The organism is Flavobacterium sp. Root420 (assembly GCF_001427905.1).
Classification (GTDB): domain Bacteria; phylum Bacteroidota; class Bacteroidia; order Flavobacteriales; family Flavobacteriaceae; genus Flavobacterium.
In genome coordinates this window covers 160,489-177,213 of record NZ_LMEF01000001.1, presented here as the reverse complement: position 1 = coordinate 177,213, position 16,725 = coordinate 160,489, and the positions used below count along the sequence as shown (strand labels likewise).

Sequence of the window (16,725 nt, the reverse complement as noted above, 5' to 3'; positions counted from 1 at the left end):
CATAGTAATTAACAATTAATTATTATTTTATATGAAAAGTTTTAAAATTAAATCAGTTTTAGTAGTATTATTTTTATCAACTGTATTATTTTCATGCAGCAATGACGATGACAAAGTTGTAGACAATGGAACCACCAAAAATGCTTTAGCAACAGAAGTAAAAGGTCCCGCAACAGGTAAGGTAAATGAAGAATTGAGCTACGAAGTGACTTTTACAGCAGACAACTCTTGTGGAGTATTCAACAAATTTACGGAAGCAACAATCGGAACAGAAAAAGGATTGCAAGTTGAAGTAAAATATCCATCTGAAGTTTGTACCATGCAAGTTCCAACACCTCAAAAAGCAGTGTACAAATTCAAATCAGCAGTAAAAGGAACTTTTGATATTAAATTCAAAAAATCCGAGACCGAATTTATTACTCAGAAAGTAGTTATTGACTAATGCCGTTTTAGAAATAAATTTTTGATTTAAACCATTTTACAAATATTAATTCTATTTTCAATGAATTACTATTTGTAAAATGGTTTTCTTTTTTGAAATAATTAACTTTAGTATAATGTAGATAAGCTTTGTGTTCTTACGCTCGATATAAAAATACAAGAAAATATAATCTTTGCGAACTTTGCGTAACTTTTTGCGTTCTTCGCGGTTAAACCGACTTTGTGATTCCTCTAAAAATTACTATTTTTGCACTCTAAATTTTATGTCATGTCGAAAAGAAAATATAAAATAGCCGTTGTTCAGTTGAACCTGAACGACGTTGCCGAAAATAATCTTAAAAAATGTATCAGTTGGGTAAAAGATGCTGCTAATAAAGGTGCAGAAGTAATCTTGTTACCGGAATTATATAGCAGTCATTATTTTTGCCAAAGTGAAGATGTAGATAATTTTGCTCTGGCAGAACCATTGTACAGCACTTCTTTTATTGCTTTTAGCGAATTGGCAAAAGAATTAGGAGTAGTAATTATTGTTCCTTTCTTCGAGAAAAGAATGGCTGGAATATACCATAACAGTGCTTATATTATTGATACAGACGGAACAGAAGCCGGTCTATACCGTAAAATGCACATTCCGGATGATCCTCATTTTTATGAAAAATTCTATTTCACTCCGGGTGATTTAGGTTTTCAGGCAATTGAAACTAAAAAAGGAAAAATAGGTACACTTATTTGTTGGGATCAATGGTATCCGGAAGCAGCACGTATCACAGCGTTAAAAGGTGCTGAAGTTTTGTTTTATCCAACAGCAATTGGATGGCATCCAAAAGAAAAAGAACAATACGGAGAAAATCAGTACGGAGCGTGGATGAACGTAATGAAAGGACATGCGGTTGCAAATGGCGTTTTCGTTGCAGCGGCTAATCGAATTGGTTTAGAACAATATATCGACGGAACTGACGGAATCCAATTTTGGGGTGCATCGTTTATCGCAGGGCCACAAGGTGAAATTTTAGCACAAGCTTCTCACGATCAGGAAGAAATCCTAATTGCCGAAGTTGATTTGGATTTGCAAGAAAATGTACGTCAAAACTGGCCATTCTTCAGAGACAGAAGAATCGATGCTTTTGGTGACATTACAAAAAGAGCAATCGACTAATTAAGTTTTAAAATATAAAAATAAAAAGGACAAATTTACATTTGTCCTTTTTTATGAAAAAAAGGCTGTTTCAAATATTTGAAACAGCCTTTTGCAAATTATATATATAGAAATTATTTCACTTGGAAAGTAACTCTTCTTACGATTTGACGAGCTTCTTTTGAGTTTTTGTTTACAGAAGCATCTTCTCCGTTAGCAATCACATTTAATCTTGAAGCATCTATTCCCGCATTTGTAGCCACTTTTTTCACAGCTTCAGCTCTTTTTCTTGATAATTCAGTATTGTAACTTGAACTTCCAATTTCGTCAGCATATCCTATGATGTCCGCAGTTTTTCCAGGATTGTTTTTCAAATATTTCACCAAGAAATCAACACCAGATAACGAAGCGTTTGTTGGTTTAGATGAGTTAAAGTCGAAATATACATTCACATATCCGCCATTAATTAATTCTTCTACAGTATTATTTGTTATACTATCGCTGCCGCTGCCTTTTTTAGAGTAAGTTTTGTCTAAATAGCTTTCTAATTCATCCGGAACACCGTTTTGATTAGTATCTATAGATTGTCCTTTTGTGTTTACAGCAACGCCTGTAATTGAATTCGGTTCTAAATCATATAAGTCAGCTACACCATCTTTGTCTGTATCTAAAAGTCCGGTTTCGATTAAACCAACTCTGTCTTCTAATTTATCCAGCCTGTCATTTTCTTCTGCGTACCAGTCAGCATGTTTCTCGTTTTTACCTAAATAAAACGTCAAACCAATTGAAGCGTTTAATAATCCACCGTCAAATGCACCACTTGTAGTTTGACTCATTCCATCAAAGTTCCAATTTTGTTTTCCATTTACAACTCCGGTAAGATCTCCTGTTAAAGCAACACTATTTCCTAGTCTTACCTGACCTGTAATACCAAGAATACCATTACCCATATAATCTTCTCCGTCAAATCCATTTTTCGAAGTTAGTTGAGAAACTCCAAAACCACCATGAACTAACAAACCAAAAGTTTTTGTCCATTGCTCAAAATTTAAAGCTCTACCCACATTAATTACCCCTTGAATATCAGTTCGTAAGTAAGTGCTTTCGAAAGGAGCTGTGTTGTCTTTCTCTTGAAATTTATCGTAACCAAAATCAAGTTTCAAACCAAATTTAGGATTGAACATATATCTTACACCTAAATCTGCATGAAACATATTAAGTGTTTCGGTAGTGTAACCTGCTGTCATTGTTCTGATAGGTTTATTTACCCCGCCATTTAATTCAATGGACCATTTATCATAAGCAGGTTTGTCAATTGAAGTCACAGTTGATGTTGACGTTGTTGTCATATCCTGCGCACTTGCTGCGAATGATAGCATTAAAAACGATAATGAAGCTAATTTTTTTTTCATGATATTTAAATTTAGTTGGTTTTTTATTTTAAACTCATGACAAAATTATACTTCGACTTTTAGATTGTGTTGTATACAGGCTTACATAATTCCCACGTTTTAGGTTTAATTTATGTGTATTTGTTAATGAAATGTGAATTTTGAGCATAAAAAAAGGACAAAACATTTTATTTTGCCCTTTTCTCAAATTGATGATTGAAACTATTTTAAATCTGGCTGATAGATCTTTACAGTTCCGTCACCTTCACTACTCACGACTAAAAGACTTCTTTTCGTTGGACTTTTAGAGGCTGGAATAAATAAAACTCCTTCTGGTGCATCTCCTGTTTTTACAATCTGTAAATATTGTGGTGATGTAGGATTTGTCACATCATAAGTCATGAAAGCATCAGATCTTTCTAAACCTACAAACAAAATATTCTGATTTCCCATTTTAACTACTTTTACTGCTTCCGGCTCAGAACCTTTGTCATCACTACGTTTGTCATCATAAGTACCAAGTTCCTGACTTTTTTTATCTGCATCATTTTTACTGTCATAAACAATTTTTCCAGTGTTTCCATTCCAAATAGAAAAAGAACGAGCTCCAAAACTTATCATTTCATCCAAATCTCCATCACCATCTGTATCTCCCATATCAGCGATAAGATTTAATCTTCCTAAATTTGGTTCTAATTTTAAAGTTGCAGCATCAGGAAAAACAGTTGGGTCTAATTTCATGTCTTTCATTCTCTTGATATCAGTATTAGCAGTATATTCTCTTGCATCACCTTCATTAGCCGTAACAAAATACGGAACATTATTTGAAGAGAAATGACTGATAGCATCTGGCATAAACATTCCTTTTACCTTCCATGGATTAAAAGCTACTTTATCATCTTTATCGCTTACATCAATCGCGTTGTCAGCTGTATTGAAATCTTTAAATCCTAAAGGATAAATGGCAGTAATAGTTTTAGAAGCCAAATCTACTTTTGCTACACCATTATTCTCTTGCAACGTTACCCAAGCCGTTTTAGAATCATCTGAAATTGTTACGTACTCTGGTTCAATATCCTGAGCGAAACTTTTTGCAAATTTTGAAATTCTGAATCCGTCTTTTTTCAATGTTTCTGCCTGAGAACTGAATGAAGCAAAATCTAATGTTGTAACAGTGTAAGTGCTTCTTTCAATAATAGAAATAGTTCCGTTTGGATCCTGAGAGTAATCCGTGTTTGGTTCGCCTTCATTAGCAGTCATAATGTATTTTCCGTCAGGCGAAAAAGTAATCATATCCGGTAATGCGCCAACAGTTACTTGTTTTATTAAACTATAATCTGAAGTATTAAAAATTACTACTTTTCCATTTCCTTGTCTGTTTGTGGTTGATTCTAACGCAACGACCAATTTCCCGTCATAAACATCAACACTATTTGAAGCTCCTTCATAAGGAGTTAAATCAATTTTACCTATTTTGACTGGTTTTGTGGGATCTGAAATATCAATTACGTCAATTTGATTCGTTCCGCTATTGTTGACGGTGAAAAGTCTTTTTGTTTTTTCATCGTAGGTAGAAATTTCTGCTGCCGCTTCACCACCAATAGTGATAGAACCAATTTCTTTAAAAGCAGCAGGATTTTCGTTTACTACAACTTCTGGTTCATTGTTTGAATTTTCATCATTATTACAACTCGTCATAATTAAAAGAGCTGTTAATAATGAGATAGTTAATTTTTTCATTTTATTAGTTTTTAGTTGCGTCAAAAGTAATTAGCAGAATTTGGCCAGATATTAAGCCTTCATTATTTAATCTTTAACTTAATTTCTGGAAGATATTTTGGCTTAATTCTAGTGGATTTTCAGTAGACTGTTTTATAATCCTCCCGAATGATTATCTTTGTATTCTTTCAAATTTAGAACCTCTTTATGTCAACAAATAATAGAAGATTTCCAGCAGAATGGGAAAAACAACAAGGAATTATTTTATGTTTTCCGCACAATGGTAACGACTGGCCAGGAAAATACGAAGCTGTTCAATGGGCTTTTGTAGAGTTTATTAAAAAAGTAGCCACTTTTGAAACGGTTTTTTTGGTCGTAGCCGATGAAAAATTAAAAGAAAAAGTAGCAGAAATGTTAGAAAGAGCCCGCGTAAATACCGCTAACGTTTCTTTCATTATTCATAAAACAAACAGAAGCTGGATGCGCGATTCCGGGCCAATTATTGTAAAAAATGGTTCAAAAAGAGAAGCATTAAATTTTAATTTTAATGGTTGGGCGAAATACAAAAATTACCAGTTAGATAAATTTGTTCCAGGCAAAATTGCCGCTTTTATTGATGTTCCGCTTACACAAGTAATGTATAAAGGAAAACCGGTAATTGTTGAAGGCGGTGCAATTGATGTAAATGGAAAAGGGACATTATTGACTTCTGAAGAATGTCTGATGCATCCAACGATTCAGGTTCGAAATGCAGGTTTTACCAAAGAAGATTACGAAGCTGTTTTTAAAGAATATCTTGGAGTTACCAATGTAATCTGGTTGGGAGACGGAATAGAAGGTGACGATACACACGGTCACATCGACGATTTATGCCGATTTGTAAATGAAGATACCATCGTAACTATTGTTGAAACAGATAAAAATGATTCAAACTACAAACCATTACAGGATAATCTAAAACGCTTGCAAAATGCAAAATTAGAAGACGGAAAATCGCCAACAATTGTAGCATTGCCAATGCCAAAACGTGTTGATTTTGAAGATTTAAGATTGCCGGCTAGTTATGCTAACTTCTTAATTTTAAATAAATGTGTTTTAGTACCAACATTTAACGACAGCAATGATCGTGTGGCCTTAAATATATTGTCGGAATGTTTCCCTGATAGAGAAGTAATCGGAATCAGTTGTATCGATTTCATCTGGGGATTCGGAACATTGCATTGCTTAAGTCAGCAGATTCCGGCCTAAACAATTGCCACAAAGGCAGAAAGACACCAAGTTTTTTAACTAATAATTAATTGTAGTGTTTATTGTGAAATGAGAAAAAAAATTATTTTTAATCCTTTAATTTTTGGCAAAATAATACAAATAAAAAAGCTTGTTAGTACGACCTAACAAGCTTTTTTATTTGTATACATTAATAATTAATAATTAACAATTAATGTGTTTTATCTTTTCTTCATGGTCTGATAAAAGGAGGTAATAATTGGCTGCAAACCTCACCAAAACCAAGACGAACTTCGGCATTTTCGCAAAAACCTCTTATGATGACAGTATCATTATCTTCGATAAATTTACGTTCGCTGCCATCTTTAAGTTTTATTGGATTTTTTCCTCCCCAAGTCAATTCAAGCATAGAACCAAAACTGTCAGGAGTTGGACCAGAAATCGTTCCGGAACCCATCATATCGCCAGAATTTACACGACAACCGTTTGAGGTATGATGTGCTAATTGCTGTGCCATAGACCAATATAAATATTTAAAATTTGATTTAGAAACTACAGTTTCTTCCTGATCTTCAGGTTGTATGGAAACCTCTAAATGAATGTCAAAAGCTTTTTTTCCTTTAGTCTGTAAGTAAGGAAGTGGCGACGGATCTTGTTTTGGACCTTTAGTTCTAAAAGGTTCCAAAGCATCCATAGTTACAATCCATGGAGAAATTGACGTTGCAAAGTTTTTGGCTAAGAATGGTCCAAGAGGCACATATTCCCATTTCTGAATATCGCGCGCACTCCAGTCATTCAACAAAACCATCCCGAAAATATAATCTTCCGTTTCATATGTTGGGATATTTTCTCCCATTACATTCACGTCTGTTGTAATAAAGGCTGTTTCAAGCTCAAAATCAACTAAACGAGACGGACCAAAAACAGGATATTTTTCTCCAGCTGGCAAAGTTTGTCCCATTGGCCTGTGAACCGGAATTCCGGACGGAACAATTGTCGAACTTCTTCCGTGGTAACCTACCGGAATGTGTAACCAGTTTGGTAATAAGGCATTTTCAGGATCGCGAAACATTTTTCCAACGTTCGTAGCGTGTTCTTTACTAGAGTAAAAATCAGTGTAATCACCAATTAACACGGGTAATTGCATCTCTACATCATCAATTTTAAAAATAACAATATCGCGATCTTTTGTTGAATCTCTAAGTTGTGGGTTGGTAGCATCAAATATCTCTGCGATACGGTTTCGGACTAATCGCCATGTTTTTTTTCCGTCAGAAATAAAATCATTTAGCGTATCCTGCATGAACATATCATCGGTTAAATCTATTCCTTCAAAATAGTTTAATTGTTGTAAAGCCCCTAAATCTATAGCGTAATCGCCAATTCTTGTTCCTACTGTAACGACATTTTCTTTGGTAAGAAATACACCGAAAGGAATATTCTGTATAGGGAAGTCACTATTTTCTGGTACTTCTAACCATGATTTTCTTTTGGTATCGTTTGCGGTTATTGGCATGTGTATGTTAATTATTTGTTGAAAAATTCTATGTCAAATATATCATAATCTAACAGTATCACAAACGTTTTTTTGTATTTTTGCATCAAATTAACGAAAAACGAAAAAATGCAACGCGACGAACAAATTTTTGACCTTATACTAGAGGAACAAGACAGACAAATTCACGGATTAGAACTTATTGCTTCAGAAAACTTTGTAAGTGACGAAGTAATGGAAGCAGCTGGTTCTGTTTTAACTAACAAATATGCTGAGGGATATCCTGGCAAAAGATACTACGGCGGTTGCGAAGTAGTTGACGTTATTGAACAAATTGCTATTGACAGAGCTAAAGAATTATTTGGTGCTGAATATGCAAACGTACAGCCTCATTCTGGTTCTCAGGCCAATACTGCTGTTTACCACGCTTGTTTGAATCCTGGTGATACTATTTTAGGTTTCGATTTATCTCACGGTGGTCACTTAACTCACGGTTCTCCTGTAAACTTTTCCGGTCGTTTATACCGTCCGGTTTTTTACGGTGTCGATGCTGAAACGGGTCGTTTAGATTATGATAAAATCCAGGAAATTGCAACTAAAGAACAACCAAAATTAATCATCGCAGGAGCTTCGGCTTATTCTCGTGATATGGATTTTGCTCGTTTCAGAGAAATCGCTGATAGTGTAGGAGCAATCTTATTTGCTGATATTTCTCACCCTGCAGGTTTAATTGCAAAGGGATTAATGAATGACCCAATTCCTCATTGTCATATTGTTTCTACAACAACGCACAAAACATTGCGTGGACCACGTGGAGGTTTGATTTTGATGGGAAAAGATTTCGAAAACCCACAAGGTTTGAAAACTCCAAAAGGAGAAATCAGAATGATGTCCTCTTTATTAGATCTTGCCGTTTTCCCTGGAAATCAAGGTGGACCTTTAATGCACATCATCGCTGCTAAAGCGGTTGCTTTTGGTGAGGCATTAAAAGATGAATTCTTTACATATGCTATGCAATTGCAAAAAAATGCAAATGCTATGGCAGATGCTTTTGTAAAAAGAGGATACAAAATTATTTCTGGCGGAACTGATAATCACATGATGCTTATTGACTTAAGAAATAAAAATATTTCTGGTAAAGAGGCTGAAAATGCATTAGTAAAAGCTGAAATCACAGTAAATAAAAATATGGTTCCATTTGATGATAAATCACCATTTGTAACTTCTGGAATTCGTGTTGGAACAGCTGCAATCACAACTCGTGGTTTAGTTGAAGAAGATATGGAAACTATCGTAGCTTTAATCGATAAAGTATTAGCTGATCATACCAATGAAGCAGTTATCGAAGAAGTAGCTAACGAAGTAAACGAAATGATGAGCGAAAGACCGATTTTCGTATACTAAAAATTAGTCATAAAGTCTTAAAGTCGAAGGTCGAAAGTCTTGGAATGGAATGCAAATCTCTATTCTAGTTTTGATCTTCGACTTTTTTCGGCTTTACAACTTTATGACTTTCTAACTTTAAGACTTAAAAAATGGGCGTACTAAGATTACAATTGCCAACTGATCCAAGATGGGTAAATATTGTAGAAAAAAATATTGAGGAAATCCTGACAGATCACGCCTGGTGCGAGCAAAAAGCAGCGACTAATGCGATAACCATTATCACTAATAACTCAGAACATCAGGATTTGGTGAAAGATTTATTGGCTTTAGCCAAAGAAGAAATCGATCATTTTGAACAGGTTCACAATATAATCATTAAAAGAGGACTAAAACTAGGACGCGAACGTAAAGATGATTATGTAAACGAACTTTATCAATACATGAAAAAAAGCGGAGACGGAAGTCGTGTTTCTGGTCTTGTAGAAAGATTATTGTTCTCAGCAATGATTGAAGCGAGAAGTTGTGAGCGTTTTAAAGTTTTATCTGAAAATATCCAGGATGAAGAATTGGCTGTATTTTACAGAGAATTGATGGAAAGCGAAGCCGGACATTACACAACCTTCATAACATACGCCAGAAAATACGGAGTAGGAATCGACGTTGAAAAACGCTGGAGAGAATGGTTGGCCTATGAAGAATCGATTATTTCAAATTACGGAAAAGGGGAGACGATTCACGGATAGGAAATTTTTGTTTCAAGTTTTTAAAAGTTTCAAGTTTCAGGTTTTCAAAACTTTGTGAATCTCTGCGAAACCTTTTGTGAATCTCGGCGGAATTTTCTAAATAATCTACAATCTACAATTGTTAATAACTGAATAATTAGTTTTCTATTGATTTTAAAGACTTCATTTTCAAAATTAATATCTTTGAAAGTAACAGAAAATTTAAAGCCATGAGAATAGAAACTGATTTAAAATTAGGGTTTAAAGATGTAATGATTCGTCCAAAAAGATCAACGCTTAAAAGTAGATCTGAAGTCTCTCTCGAACGAAATTTTAAATTTTTGCACAGTACCACAATCTGGACAGGAATTCCGATTATGGCTGCTAATATGGATACAGTTGGAACCTTTGAAATGGCTAAAGTTTTAGCTGGTGAAAAGCTTTTTACAGCGATTCACAAACATTATTCTCCCGAAGAATGGAATGATTTTCTTAAAAATGTACCAGAAGATTACTATAATTATATTGCTATAAGCACCGGTACAGGCAAAGAAGATTTTGCAAAAATTGGCCAAATTATAACAGTAAATCCGTTTTTGAAATTTATCTGTATTGATGTTGCGAACGGCTATTCGGAACACTTTGTACAGTTTTTAAAACAAACCCGTAAACAATATCCGGATCAAGTTATTATTGCCGGAAATGTAGTTACCGGCGAAATGGTCGAAGAATTACTTTTGGCTGGAGCCGATATCGTAAAGGTCGGAATTGGGCCAGGTTCTGTTTGTACCACTCGTGTTAAAACAGGTGTTGGTTATCCACAGCTTTCTGCAATTATCGAATGTGCCGACGCTGCACATGGTTTAGGCGGACATATTATAAGTGATGGCGGATGCAGTACTCCGGGCGATGTTGCCAAAGCTTTTGGTGCAGGATCTGATTTTGTAATGCTTGGCGGAATGTTAGCCGGACATACGGAGAGTGGAGGAGAGTTAATAGAAATAAATGGCCAAAAATTCAAGCAATTTTACGGAATGAGCTCTACAACAGCCATGGATAAACATGTTGGAGGTGTGGCTGAATACAGAGCCAGCGAAGGAAAAACAGTTCAGGTTCCTTTTAAAGGAAAAGTTATCAATACAGTCTTGGATATTTTGGGAGGATTGCGAAGCGCTTGTACATATGTAGGTGCATCGAGATTGAAAGAACTGACTAAACGAACAACATTCATCCGCGTAAGCGAACAGGAAAATCAGGTTTTTACTAAATAATAAAAGCATTTTAAATATAATATGATTACAATTTCAGTAGCAACTATTTGTGATATTAAACAAATTCAAAATATAGTACACATAACCTGGCCAATTACTTACGGCGAAATTCTATCAAAAGAACAATTAGATTATATGTTAGATCTTTTTTATTCTAATGAAGCACTAACCCTTCAATACAATAAAAAAGAACAATTGTTTTATATGATTTATGAAGATGAAACGAATTTAGGATTCATTGGAATAGAACATAATTATAATGATAAAGCTGTAACTAAAATTCATAAAATATACCTTTTGCCTGAAACACAAGGAAAAGGAATTGGTAAGAAGGTCATTGATGAAATTGGAAAACTAGCTCTAGACAATAATTCTACAGCGTTAATTTTAAATGTAAACCGATTTAATTCGGCTTTAGGTTTTTATAAAAAAATAGGTTTTGAAGTTGTCGATGAAGTTAATATTGATATTGGAAAAGGCTATTTGATGGAAGATTATGTGATGGAGAAGAAGTTGTAAAATATATTTTGAAATATAATAAATAAAAGTAATGAAGCAAACAGTTGTATTGTTTTTATTAATGTTTTTAAGTTATAGTTGTGAAACTTCCGGGCAGTTAATAAATATTCCTGATCAAATTAATATTTCGGGTATTGAAAATAAAGTAAACATAAAAGGAACAAAAATAATAATCAATGAGTCTAAAGATTATATATACTATAAGGAGTTAAAAAGATTTCAAAAAGATTCTAAAAATTACTTTCAGGTTATTGAAATTCTAAATCAAGATTATTATGAGGTAATTCCAAATATAATTAGTAAAATAAACGAATTAGAAAAGCAAGGCGGAAGAATAGGAACAAAGAAAGAATTTAAGTTAGGAAGTTATGATGCTTATTGTGGGTTTGCTCCTCAAGGTCAAGATTCTGAACAAATAATTTTAACATTTGGGGATACTTCCTTTTCGGTTTTAGTTATTGGAATCTTTCAAAATGATGAAAAAGAAAGAAAGGAAATTACTGATTTAGTTTTAAGTACATATTATGATAAAGAAATAAAAACAAACATTGATGATAATTTATTTTATAATGTAGATTTAAAAAAGTCAGAGTTTCAATTATTAAATGTCATGAGTAATGTTGGTGTATATACTATTGGAAAAGAAAAAATGACAGGAAATGGAATCTATACAAATAATTTTTCAATTGGATTTTTACCTAATAATCTTCATGGTTTTGATTTAAAAACTTACAGCGATAAATTGATTTATAAATATGAAAATAATATTTATAAAGAGAAAAATATTAAAATAAAGATGATTTCTGAAAAGAAATATAAAGAAGAAGAAAACGAAATAATAAAGGTAGAAATGTTTGGAATTTTCGAAGAAAAAGAGCTAAAAATTTATCAGTATATAAAACAAACGCCAAAAGGTATAATTCAATTTGTAGGAACAGATATTTCCAAAAAATATGTTCATTTTAATGAATACAAAAATATAGCTGAAAATATAAAAATAAAATAGTAGAATAATTATGCAGGTAAAAAATGTGATAAAAAAAATTAGTTTTAAACTAGCTTTTTTTTATTCTCCTAACTCACCAAAACATCATGCTTAAACAACAACCCCTTCACTTCTTTCAAAGCAAAAACAGCTTTCTTTAATTTCGTTTTGGAGGGATCAATAGTGTAATTATAACTCGTTTTAAAATCGGCTTTGTTGGCGATGGCTTTATCAAATTCAGAGCGGTATAAATCGCAGTTATCAAAAAGTACACTTGTAAGATCTGTCGACATAAAATCTACGGCAATCAGGCTACACTTGGTAAATGTTGTTCCTTTTATTTTTAAAGTATAAAACTTTGAAAAATCCAATATACAATCGTGAAAATGAACTTCAAAGATTAATTTGTCGCACATCGCAAAATTTACTTCTTTGATTTCACAACGATTAAAAGTTGCTGTTCTAAAAGCCACATAATTGATTTTGGCTTCATTAAAGATACAATCATTAAAAGTACAATCTATAAAAGTAACAGCTAAGAAAGTACAGGCGGAAAAATTACAATTATTAAAAATACAACATTCAAAATCTTTAAAATTAAGTTCGTCTCTACCATAAACAATAGTATCATATTCTTTATCAAGAAAATATTCGGACTCTTTTTTCAATGTTGTTTTTTGATGATTATTTGAGAGTGAAAAGATAATAATTACCCCAATAATTGACGTCATATAAGTCATATATTTTTAAATTATTGAAAAAGTTTTCATTTCAATTTAAGGGATTGTTTCTGTAAAATATTGAAAATAAGGTTTATATTTACAGTAAGATTGAATCATTATTTCAAAAAAATAAAACTTCAGATGGTGAATTTTTTAAAAAATAATTGCTTTCAGACGAAATATAAAATCTTAGGGTTGTTCTTTTTAATACATTTTTCCTCAATCGCTCAAAACGATTCTATTAGTGCCGAACTATGTTCTCCAAAAACAATATTGGAAATCTTCAAAAAGAAAGATTCCGTTTATGTTGTTAAACCCACAAAAAACAATTTCTTTTTAATTATTCCGGCAATTGGTTCTCAACCTGCAACCGGGTTCTTTTATGGAGCAGTTGCGCAATATACTTTTAAAGGAAAAGAAAAAAACGATAAATTTTCGATAGCCAATGTTGGAATAACCTACACCACAAAAAAGCAATGGCTGGTAAATATCAAGAACAATATTTTATTAAAAAATAACAGGATATTTTTAAGTGGTGATTATCGAATGTATATATTTTCTCAGCCTAATTATGGTTTAGGAACCAATATTATTCCTCCCACCAGAGATAAACTAAAGGGATTTAGTATTGATTCACTGGCACAATCGATGGATTACAATTACTTTAAATTTCATCAGACTGCCTCTTTTGAAGTAAAGAAGAATTTTTATGTGGGCGGCGGAATCAATATCGATTGGTATGCCAATATTGTAGATAAAGAACTGGATTTGGCTAACGGAAAAACGACCAATCATTACGAATAGCCAAAAATATGGATTTGATAATCTGGAGTATTTTTTGACAGGTGTGAGCCTTAATCTGGTTTACGATTCCAGAGACAATCAGGTTAATGCGACACGTGGATGGTTTGCGAACTTAAATTATCGTTTTAATCCTGTATTGTTTAAAAATCAGGATAATAGCAATGTTCTTTATACGGAGTACCGCAATTTTATTCCGCTTTCGCAGAAAAACGAACGTTATATTTTAGCGCTTTGGACCTATGGACAATTTGTAACACGAGGAAAAGTACCTTATTTAAATTTACCGGCGATTGGCTGGGATCAGCGCAGCCGCAGCGGGGAAGGGTATACGCAGGGATTATTCAGAGGAACAAATTTAATTTATCTCGCTTCTGAATTTCGGTTCCCAATTACCTGCAATCAAATGTTTAGCGGAACCGTATTCACTAACTTTGTAACGGCAAGTAATCCGGAAACAAATACGAAACTTTTTCACTCTATTCAGCCTGCAGCAGGAATTGGCCTGCGTATTTTAATCGATAAGGCTACGCGCACCAATCTTATTGTAGATTATGCGTGGGGAAATAGTTCTAAAGGATTTTATTTAAATGCCGGAGAAACTTTTTAAATTAATATTTTCATTGTTATTGTATCTATTAATAACCAGAACCTCATTTTTGCCACCTTAGAATTGATTTCTTCATAATTAATTCATAATTATAAATTATTGTGGTTTCTATTTTAATCTCAATTGTTATTTTTGTTACTAATACCACTATTAAATGAAGTTACTCATAGTCGAAGACGAACCAAATCTATTGTCCATTTTACGCAAAGGATTCGCTGAAAACAACAATGATGTCAGCGTTGCTCTTGATGGTAAAACGGCTTTAGAAATGATTGAAAACTATACTTTTGATGTGGTAATTTTAGATGTAATGTTGCCTGACATAAACGGAATCGAAATTTGCAGAAGATTACGTGCCAGTAAAAATTTTGTTCCTGTTTTGCTTTTGACGGCACTTGGAACTTCAGAAAATATTGTAACAGGATTAAATGCCGGCGCAGATGATTATGTGGTAAAACCCTTTAAATTTGGTGAGCTCAATGCGAGAGTTAATGCCTTGTACCGAAGAGCCAATCAGGAAACTGAAAAAGTGGATTCCATAATAATTAGCGATTTAGAAATAAACAGCAAATCTAAAACCGTTAAAAGAAACGGAGAATCGATTTTTTTAACGGCTAAAGAGTTTAAACTACTCTATTATTTAGCTAAAAATAACGGTAGAATCGTATCCCGCGATCAGATTTTAGATAATGTCTGGGACATCAATTTTGATATGAATACCAATGTTGTAGATGTTTACATCAATTATTTAAGAAAAAAAATAGACAAACCTTTTGCAACCAAACTGATTCATACCATGAAGGGGTTAGGTTATGTTATACAGCCATAAAATGGATATAAGAAAAAAAATCACTTTTACTTATGTTGCCCTTTCTACCTTTAGTACACTTTTATTATGTGTTTTAGTTTTTGTATTGTTTCGCGAAAATAATAGATATCATTTTTTAAAACGTTTAGAAGACAGAGCTAAAATTGTGGCTTCAATTCATTTTCAAAATGATCCTGAAAAGAAAAAATACTATAGTAATCTTAAAAAAAATGGACTGGAAGAACTTATTGAGGAAGAAGAGTATGTTCTTAAGATAAACAGCGCTAACAGTTTTGAGTATAATACTAAATTAAATTTACCCAACCAGTTTTACTCGAACATTCTGGAAACCGGAAAGGATTATTTTGAAGTTAACAGCAAGTATTACTTAGGTCAGGTTTTTACAGAAAACAATCAAAAATATATTGTAATTGTGGGTGCCCGCGACCGTAGAGGAAAAACAACAACAATATATATTGTAAAAATATTGCTTTTTGGCGGAATCGGATTTGTGATTTTGGCCTTCTTTTTAGGTCGCTTTCTCGCTAAAAGAGTTATTAATCCTGTGGCGAGAATTACTAAAGAAGTGAACAGAATAAGTGCTTCTAATCTTCATAACAGATTACCGAATGTTAAGAATTCTGACGAGATTTCAGATCTTACGCATACTTTTAATGACATGTTGGACCGATTAGAAACGTCGTTTGAAATTCAGGCTAATTTTATCAATAACGCTTCACATGAATTAAAAACACCAATTACAACGATTATTGCGGAGTCTGAAATTATGCTTTTGAAAGAAAGGGAAGTTTCAGAATACATTCAATCCTTAGAAAATATTTACAGTCAGGCTTCAAGATTAGGAAATTTAACTGAGAGTTTATTAAAATTGACTCAAACCGGTTATGATGGAAAAAAACAAGTTCTCGATATTGCCAGAATTGATGAATTATTAATGGACGTAAAATCGGATTTGGATAAAATTTATCCGGACAATCGTGTTAGCATCAAACTTAATTTTGCTCCAAAAGATTCTAATTTGTTTTTAATTCCGTGCAACAAACCGCTTTTAGAATTAGCAATCAATAATATCATTACAAACGGAGTTAAATATTCTGATAATAATGAAGTATTTGTAAGGCTATCTGCTAATAAAGACTGGATTAAAATAGCTATTAATGATATCGGAATCGGAATTCCGCCAGAAGATATTCCGCATTTATATGAACCTTTCTTCAGAGGGAAAATTGCAGCCAAATATATTGGTTATGGTTTAGGGCTTCCTTTGGCCTCTAAAATTATTCGAATGCACGATGGTGAAATACAGGTGCAATCAGAACAAAACAAAGGAACTATTGTGACGATCATTTTTAAGAAGGAGATCGCTAAAAAAGCCAACATTAGAATTTCTAATGTTGAATCTTAGGAAATTCTAATTTTACTTTAAGATCCCTCTAATTTACGAAGAGTTATTTTGTATGTATAAACTAAAC

16 protein-coding genes are annotated in these 16,725 nt (G+C 33.0%); 12 read left to right on the top strand and 4 right to left on the bottom strand.

Translation table 11 applies throughout. The features are described 5' to 3' along the window. The first annotated feature begins 31 nt into the window (after nt 1-31). Together ASC72_RS00785 and ASC72_RS00780 are read left to right on the top strand one after the other, a co-directional pair. Nucleotides 32-442 (top strand): hypothetical protein, encoded by a 411-nt coding sequence (locus ASC72_RS00785; protein WP_056185246.1) that lies wholly within the window; start codon nt 32-34, stop codon nt 440-442. Between the two features lie 267 nt (nt 443-709). Continuing rightward, entirely contained in the window at nt 710-1,597 is an 888-nt protein-coding gene (locus ASC72_RS00780; protein ID WP_056185243.1) for a carbon-nitrogen hydrolase, read from the top strand. Nucleotides 1,598-1,710: 113 nt separating this feature from the next. On the opposite strand, the gene ASC72_RS00775 is transcribed toward ASC72_RS00780, so the two are convergent. Next, nucleotides 1,711-2,988, bottom strand: coding sequence for an OmpA family protein (locus ASC72_RS00775; protein WP_056185240.1), 1,278 nt, complete (start codon nt 2,986-2,988; stop codon nt 1,711-1,713). Nucleotides 2,989-3,189: 201 nt separating this feature from the next. Beyond that, a complete protein-coding gene (locus ASC72_RS00770; RefSeq protein ID WP_056185238.1) occupies nt 3,190-4,707 on the bottom strand; it encodes a choice-of-anchor I family protein in 1,518 nt (505 codons plus the stop codon). Between the two features lie 186 nt (nt 4,708-4,893). Between ASC72_RS00770 and ASC72_RS00765 the strand changes: the two genes are divergently transcribed. Then, entirely contained in the window at nt 4,894-5,934 is a 1,041-nt protein-coding gene (locus tag ASC72_RS00765) for an agmatine/peptidylarginine deiminase (RefSeq protein WP_056185236.1), read from the top strand. 211 nt (nt 5,935-6,145) lie between these two features. Here ASC72_RS00765 and fahA read toward each other — a convergent pair whose 3' ends face one another. After that, the gene (fahA, locus tag ASC72_RS00760; protein ID WP_056185234.1) at nt 6,146-7,429 is read right to left on the bottom strand and encodes a fumarylacetoacetase; all 1,284 of its coding nucleotides are present in this window, start codon (nt 7,427-7,429) and stop codon (nt 6,146-6,148) included. 108 nt (nt 7,430-7,537) lie between these two features. Here fahA and glyA point away from each other — a divergent pair, with 108 nt between their 5' ends. The 5 genes from glyA (at nt 7,538) to ASC72_RS00735 (ending at nt 12,312) form a co-directional block, all read left to right on the top strand. Then, entirely contained in the window at nt 7,538-8,812 is a 1,275-nt protein-coding gene (gene glyA / locus ASC72_RS00755) for a serine hydroxymethyltransferase (RefSeq protein WP_026985455.1), read from the top strand. Nucleotides 8,813-8,943: 131 nt separating this feature from the next. Further along, the gene (locus ASC72_RS00750; protein WP_056185233.1) at nt 8,944-9,537 is read left to right on the top strand and encodes a tRNA-(ms[2]io[6]A)-hydroxylase; all 594 of its coding nucleotides are present in this window, start codon (nt 8,944-8,946) and stop codon (nt 9,535-9,537) included. Nucleotides 9,538-9,746: 209 nt separating this feature from the next. Beyond that, the gene (locus tag ASC72_RS00745; protein ID WP_056185231.1) at nt 9,747-10,787 is read left to right on the top strand and encodes a GMP reductase; all 1,041 of its coding nucleotides are present in this window, start codon (nt 9,747-9,749) and stop codon (nt 10,785-10,787) included. A 21-nt stretch (nt 10,788-10,808) separates the two neighbouring features. Further along, a complete protein-coding gene (locus tag ASC72_RS00740; protein WP_056185229.1) occupies nt 10,809-11,306 on the top strand; it encodes a GNAT family N-acetyltransferase in 498 nt (165 codons plus the stop codon). Between the two features lie 31 nt (nt 11,307-11,337). Next, on the top strand, nt 11,338-12,312 hold the full coding sequence (locus tag ASC72_RS00735; RefSeq protein ID WP_056185225.1) for a hypothetical protein: 975 nt from the start codon (nt 11,338-11,340) through the stop codon (nt 12,310-12,312). Nucleotides 12,313-12,380: 68 nt separating this feature from the next. On the opposite strand, the gene ASC72_RS00730 is transcribed toward ASC72_RS00735, so the two are convergent. Next, complete coding sequence (locus ASC72_RS00730; protein WP_056186828.1) at nt 12,381-12,959, bottom strand: pentapeptide repeat-containing protein; 579 nt, start codon at nt 12,957-12,959, stop codon at nt 12,381-12,383. 195 nt (nt 12,960-13,154) lie between these two features. Between ASC72_RS00730 and ASC72_RS24420 the strand changes: the two genes are divergently transcribed. The 4 genes from ASC72_RS24420 (at nt 13,155) to ASC72_RS00715 (ending at nt 16,658) form a co-directional block, all read left to right on the top strand. Beyond that, a complete protein-coding gene (locus ASC72_RS24420; protein WP_241775587.1) occupies nt 13,155-13,817 on the top strand; it encodes a hypothetical protein in 663 nt (220 codons plus the stop codon). A 43-nt stretch (nt 13,818-13,860) separates the two neighbouring features. Next, complete coding sequence (locus ASC72_RS24415) at nt 13,861-14,424, top strand: BamA/TamA family outer membrane protein (RefSeq protein WP_241775586.1); 564 nt, start codon at nt 13,861-13,863, stop codon at nt 14,422-14,424. 154 nt (nt 14,425-14,578) lie between these two features. Beyond that, nucleotides 14,579-15,253: a response regulator transcription factor gene (locus ASC72_RS00720; RefSeq protein WP_056185222.1), complete on the top strand. Its 675-nt coding sequence runs from the start codon at nt 14,579-14,581 to the stop codon at nt 15,251-15,253. Nucleotide 15,254: 1 nt separating this feature from the next. After that, nucleotides 15,255-16,658 carry a HAMP domain-containing sensor histidine kinase gene (locus ASC72_RS00715; RefSeq protein WP_056186823.1) on the top strand — a complete coding sequence of 468 codons (1,404 nt, stop codon included), beginning with the start codon at nt 15,255-15,257 and terminating at the stop codon, nt 16,656-16,658. Nucleotides 16,659-16,725 lie beyond the last annotated feature (67 nt).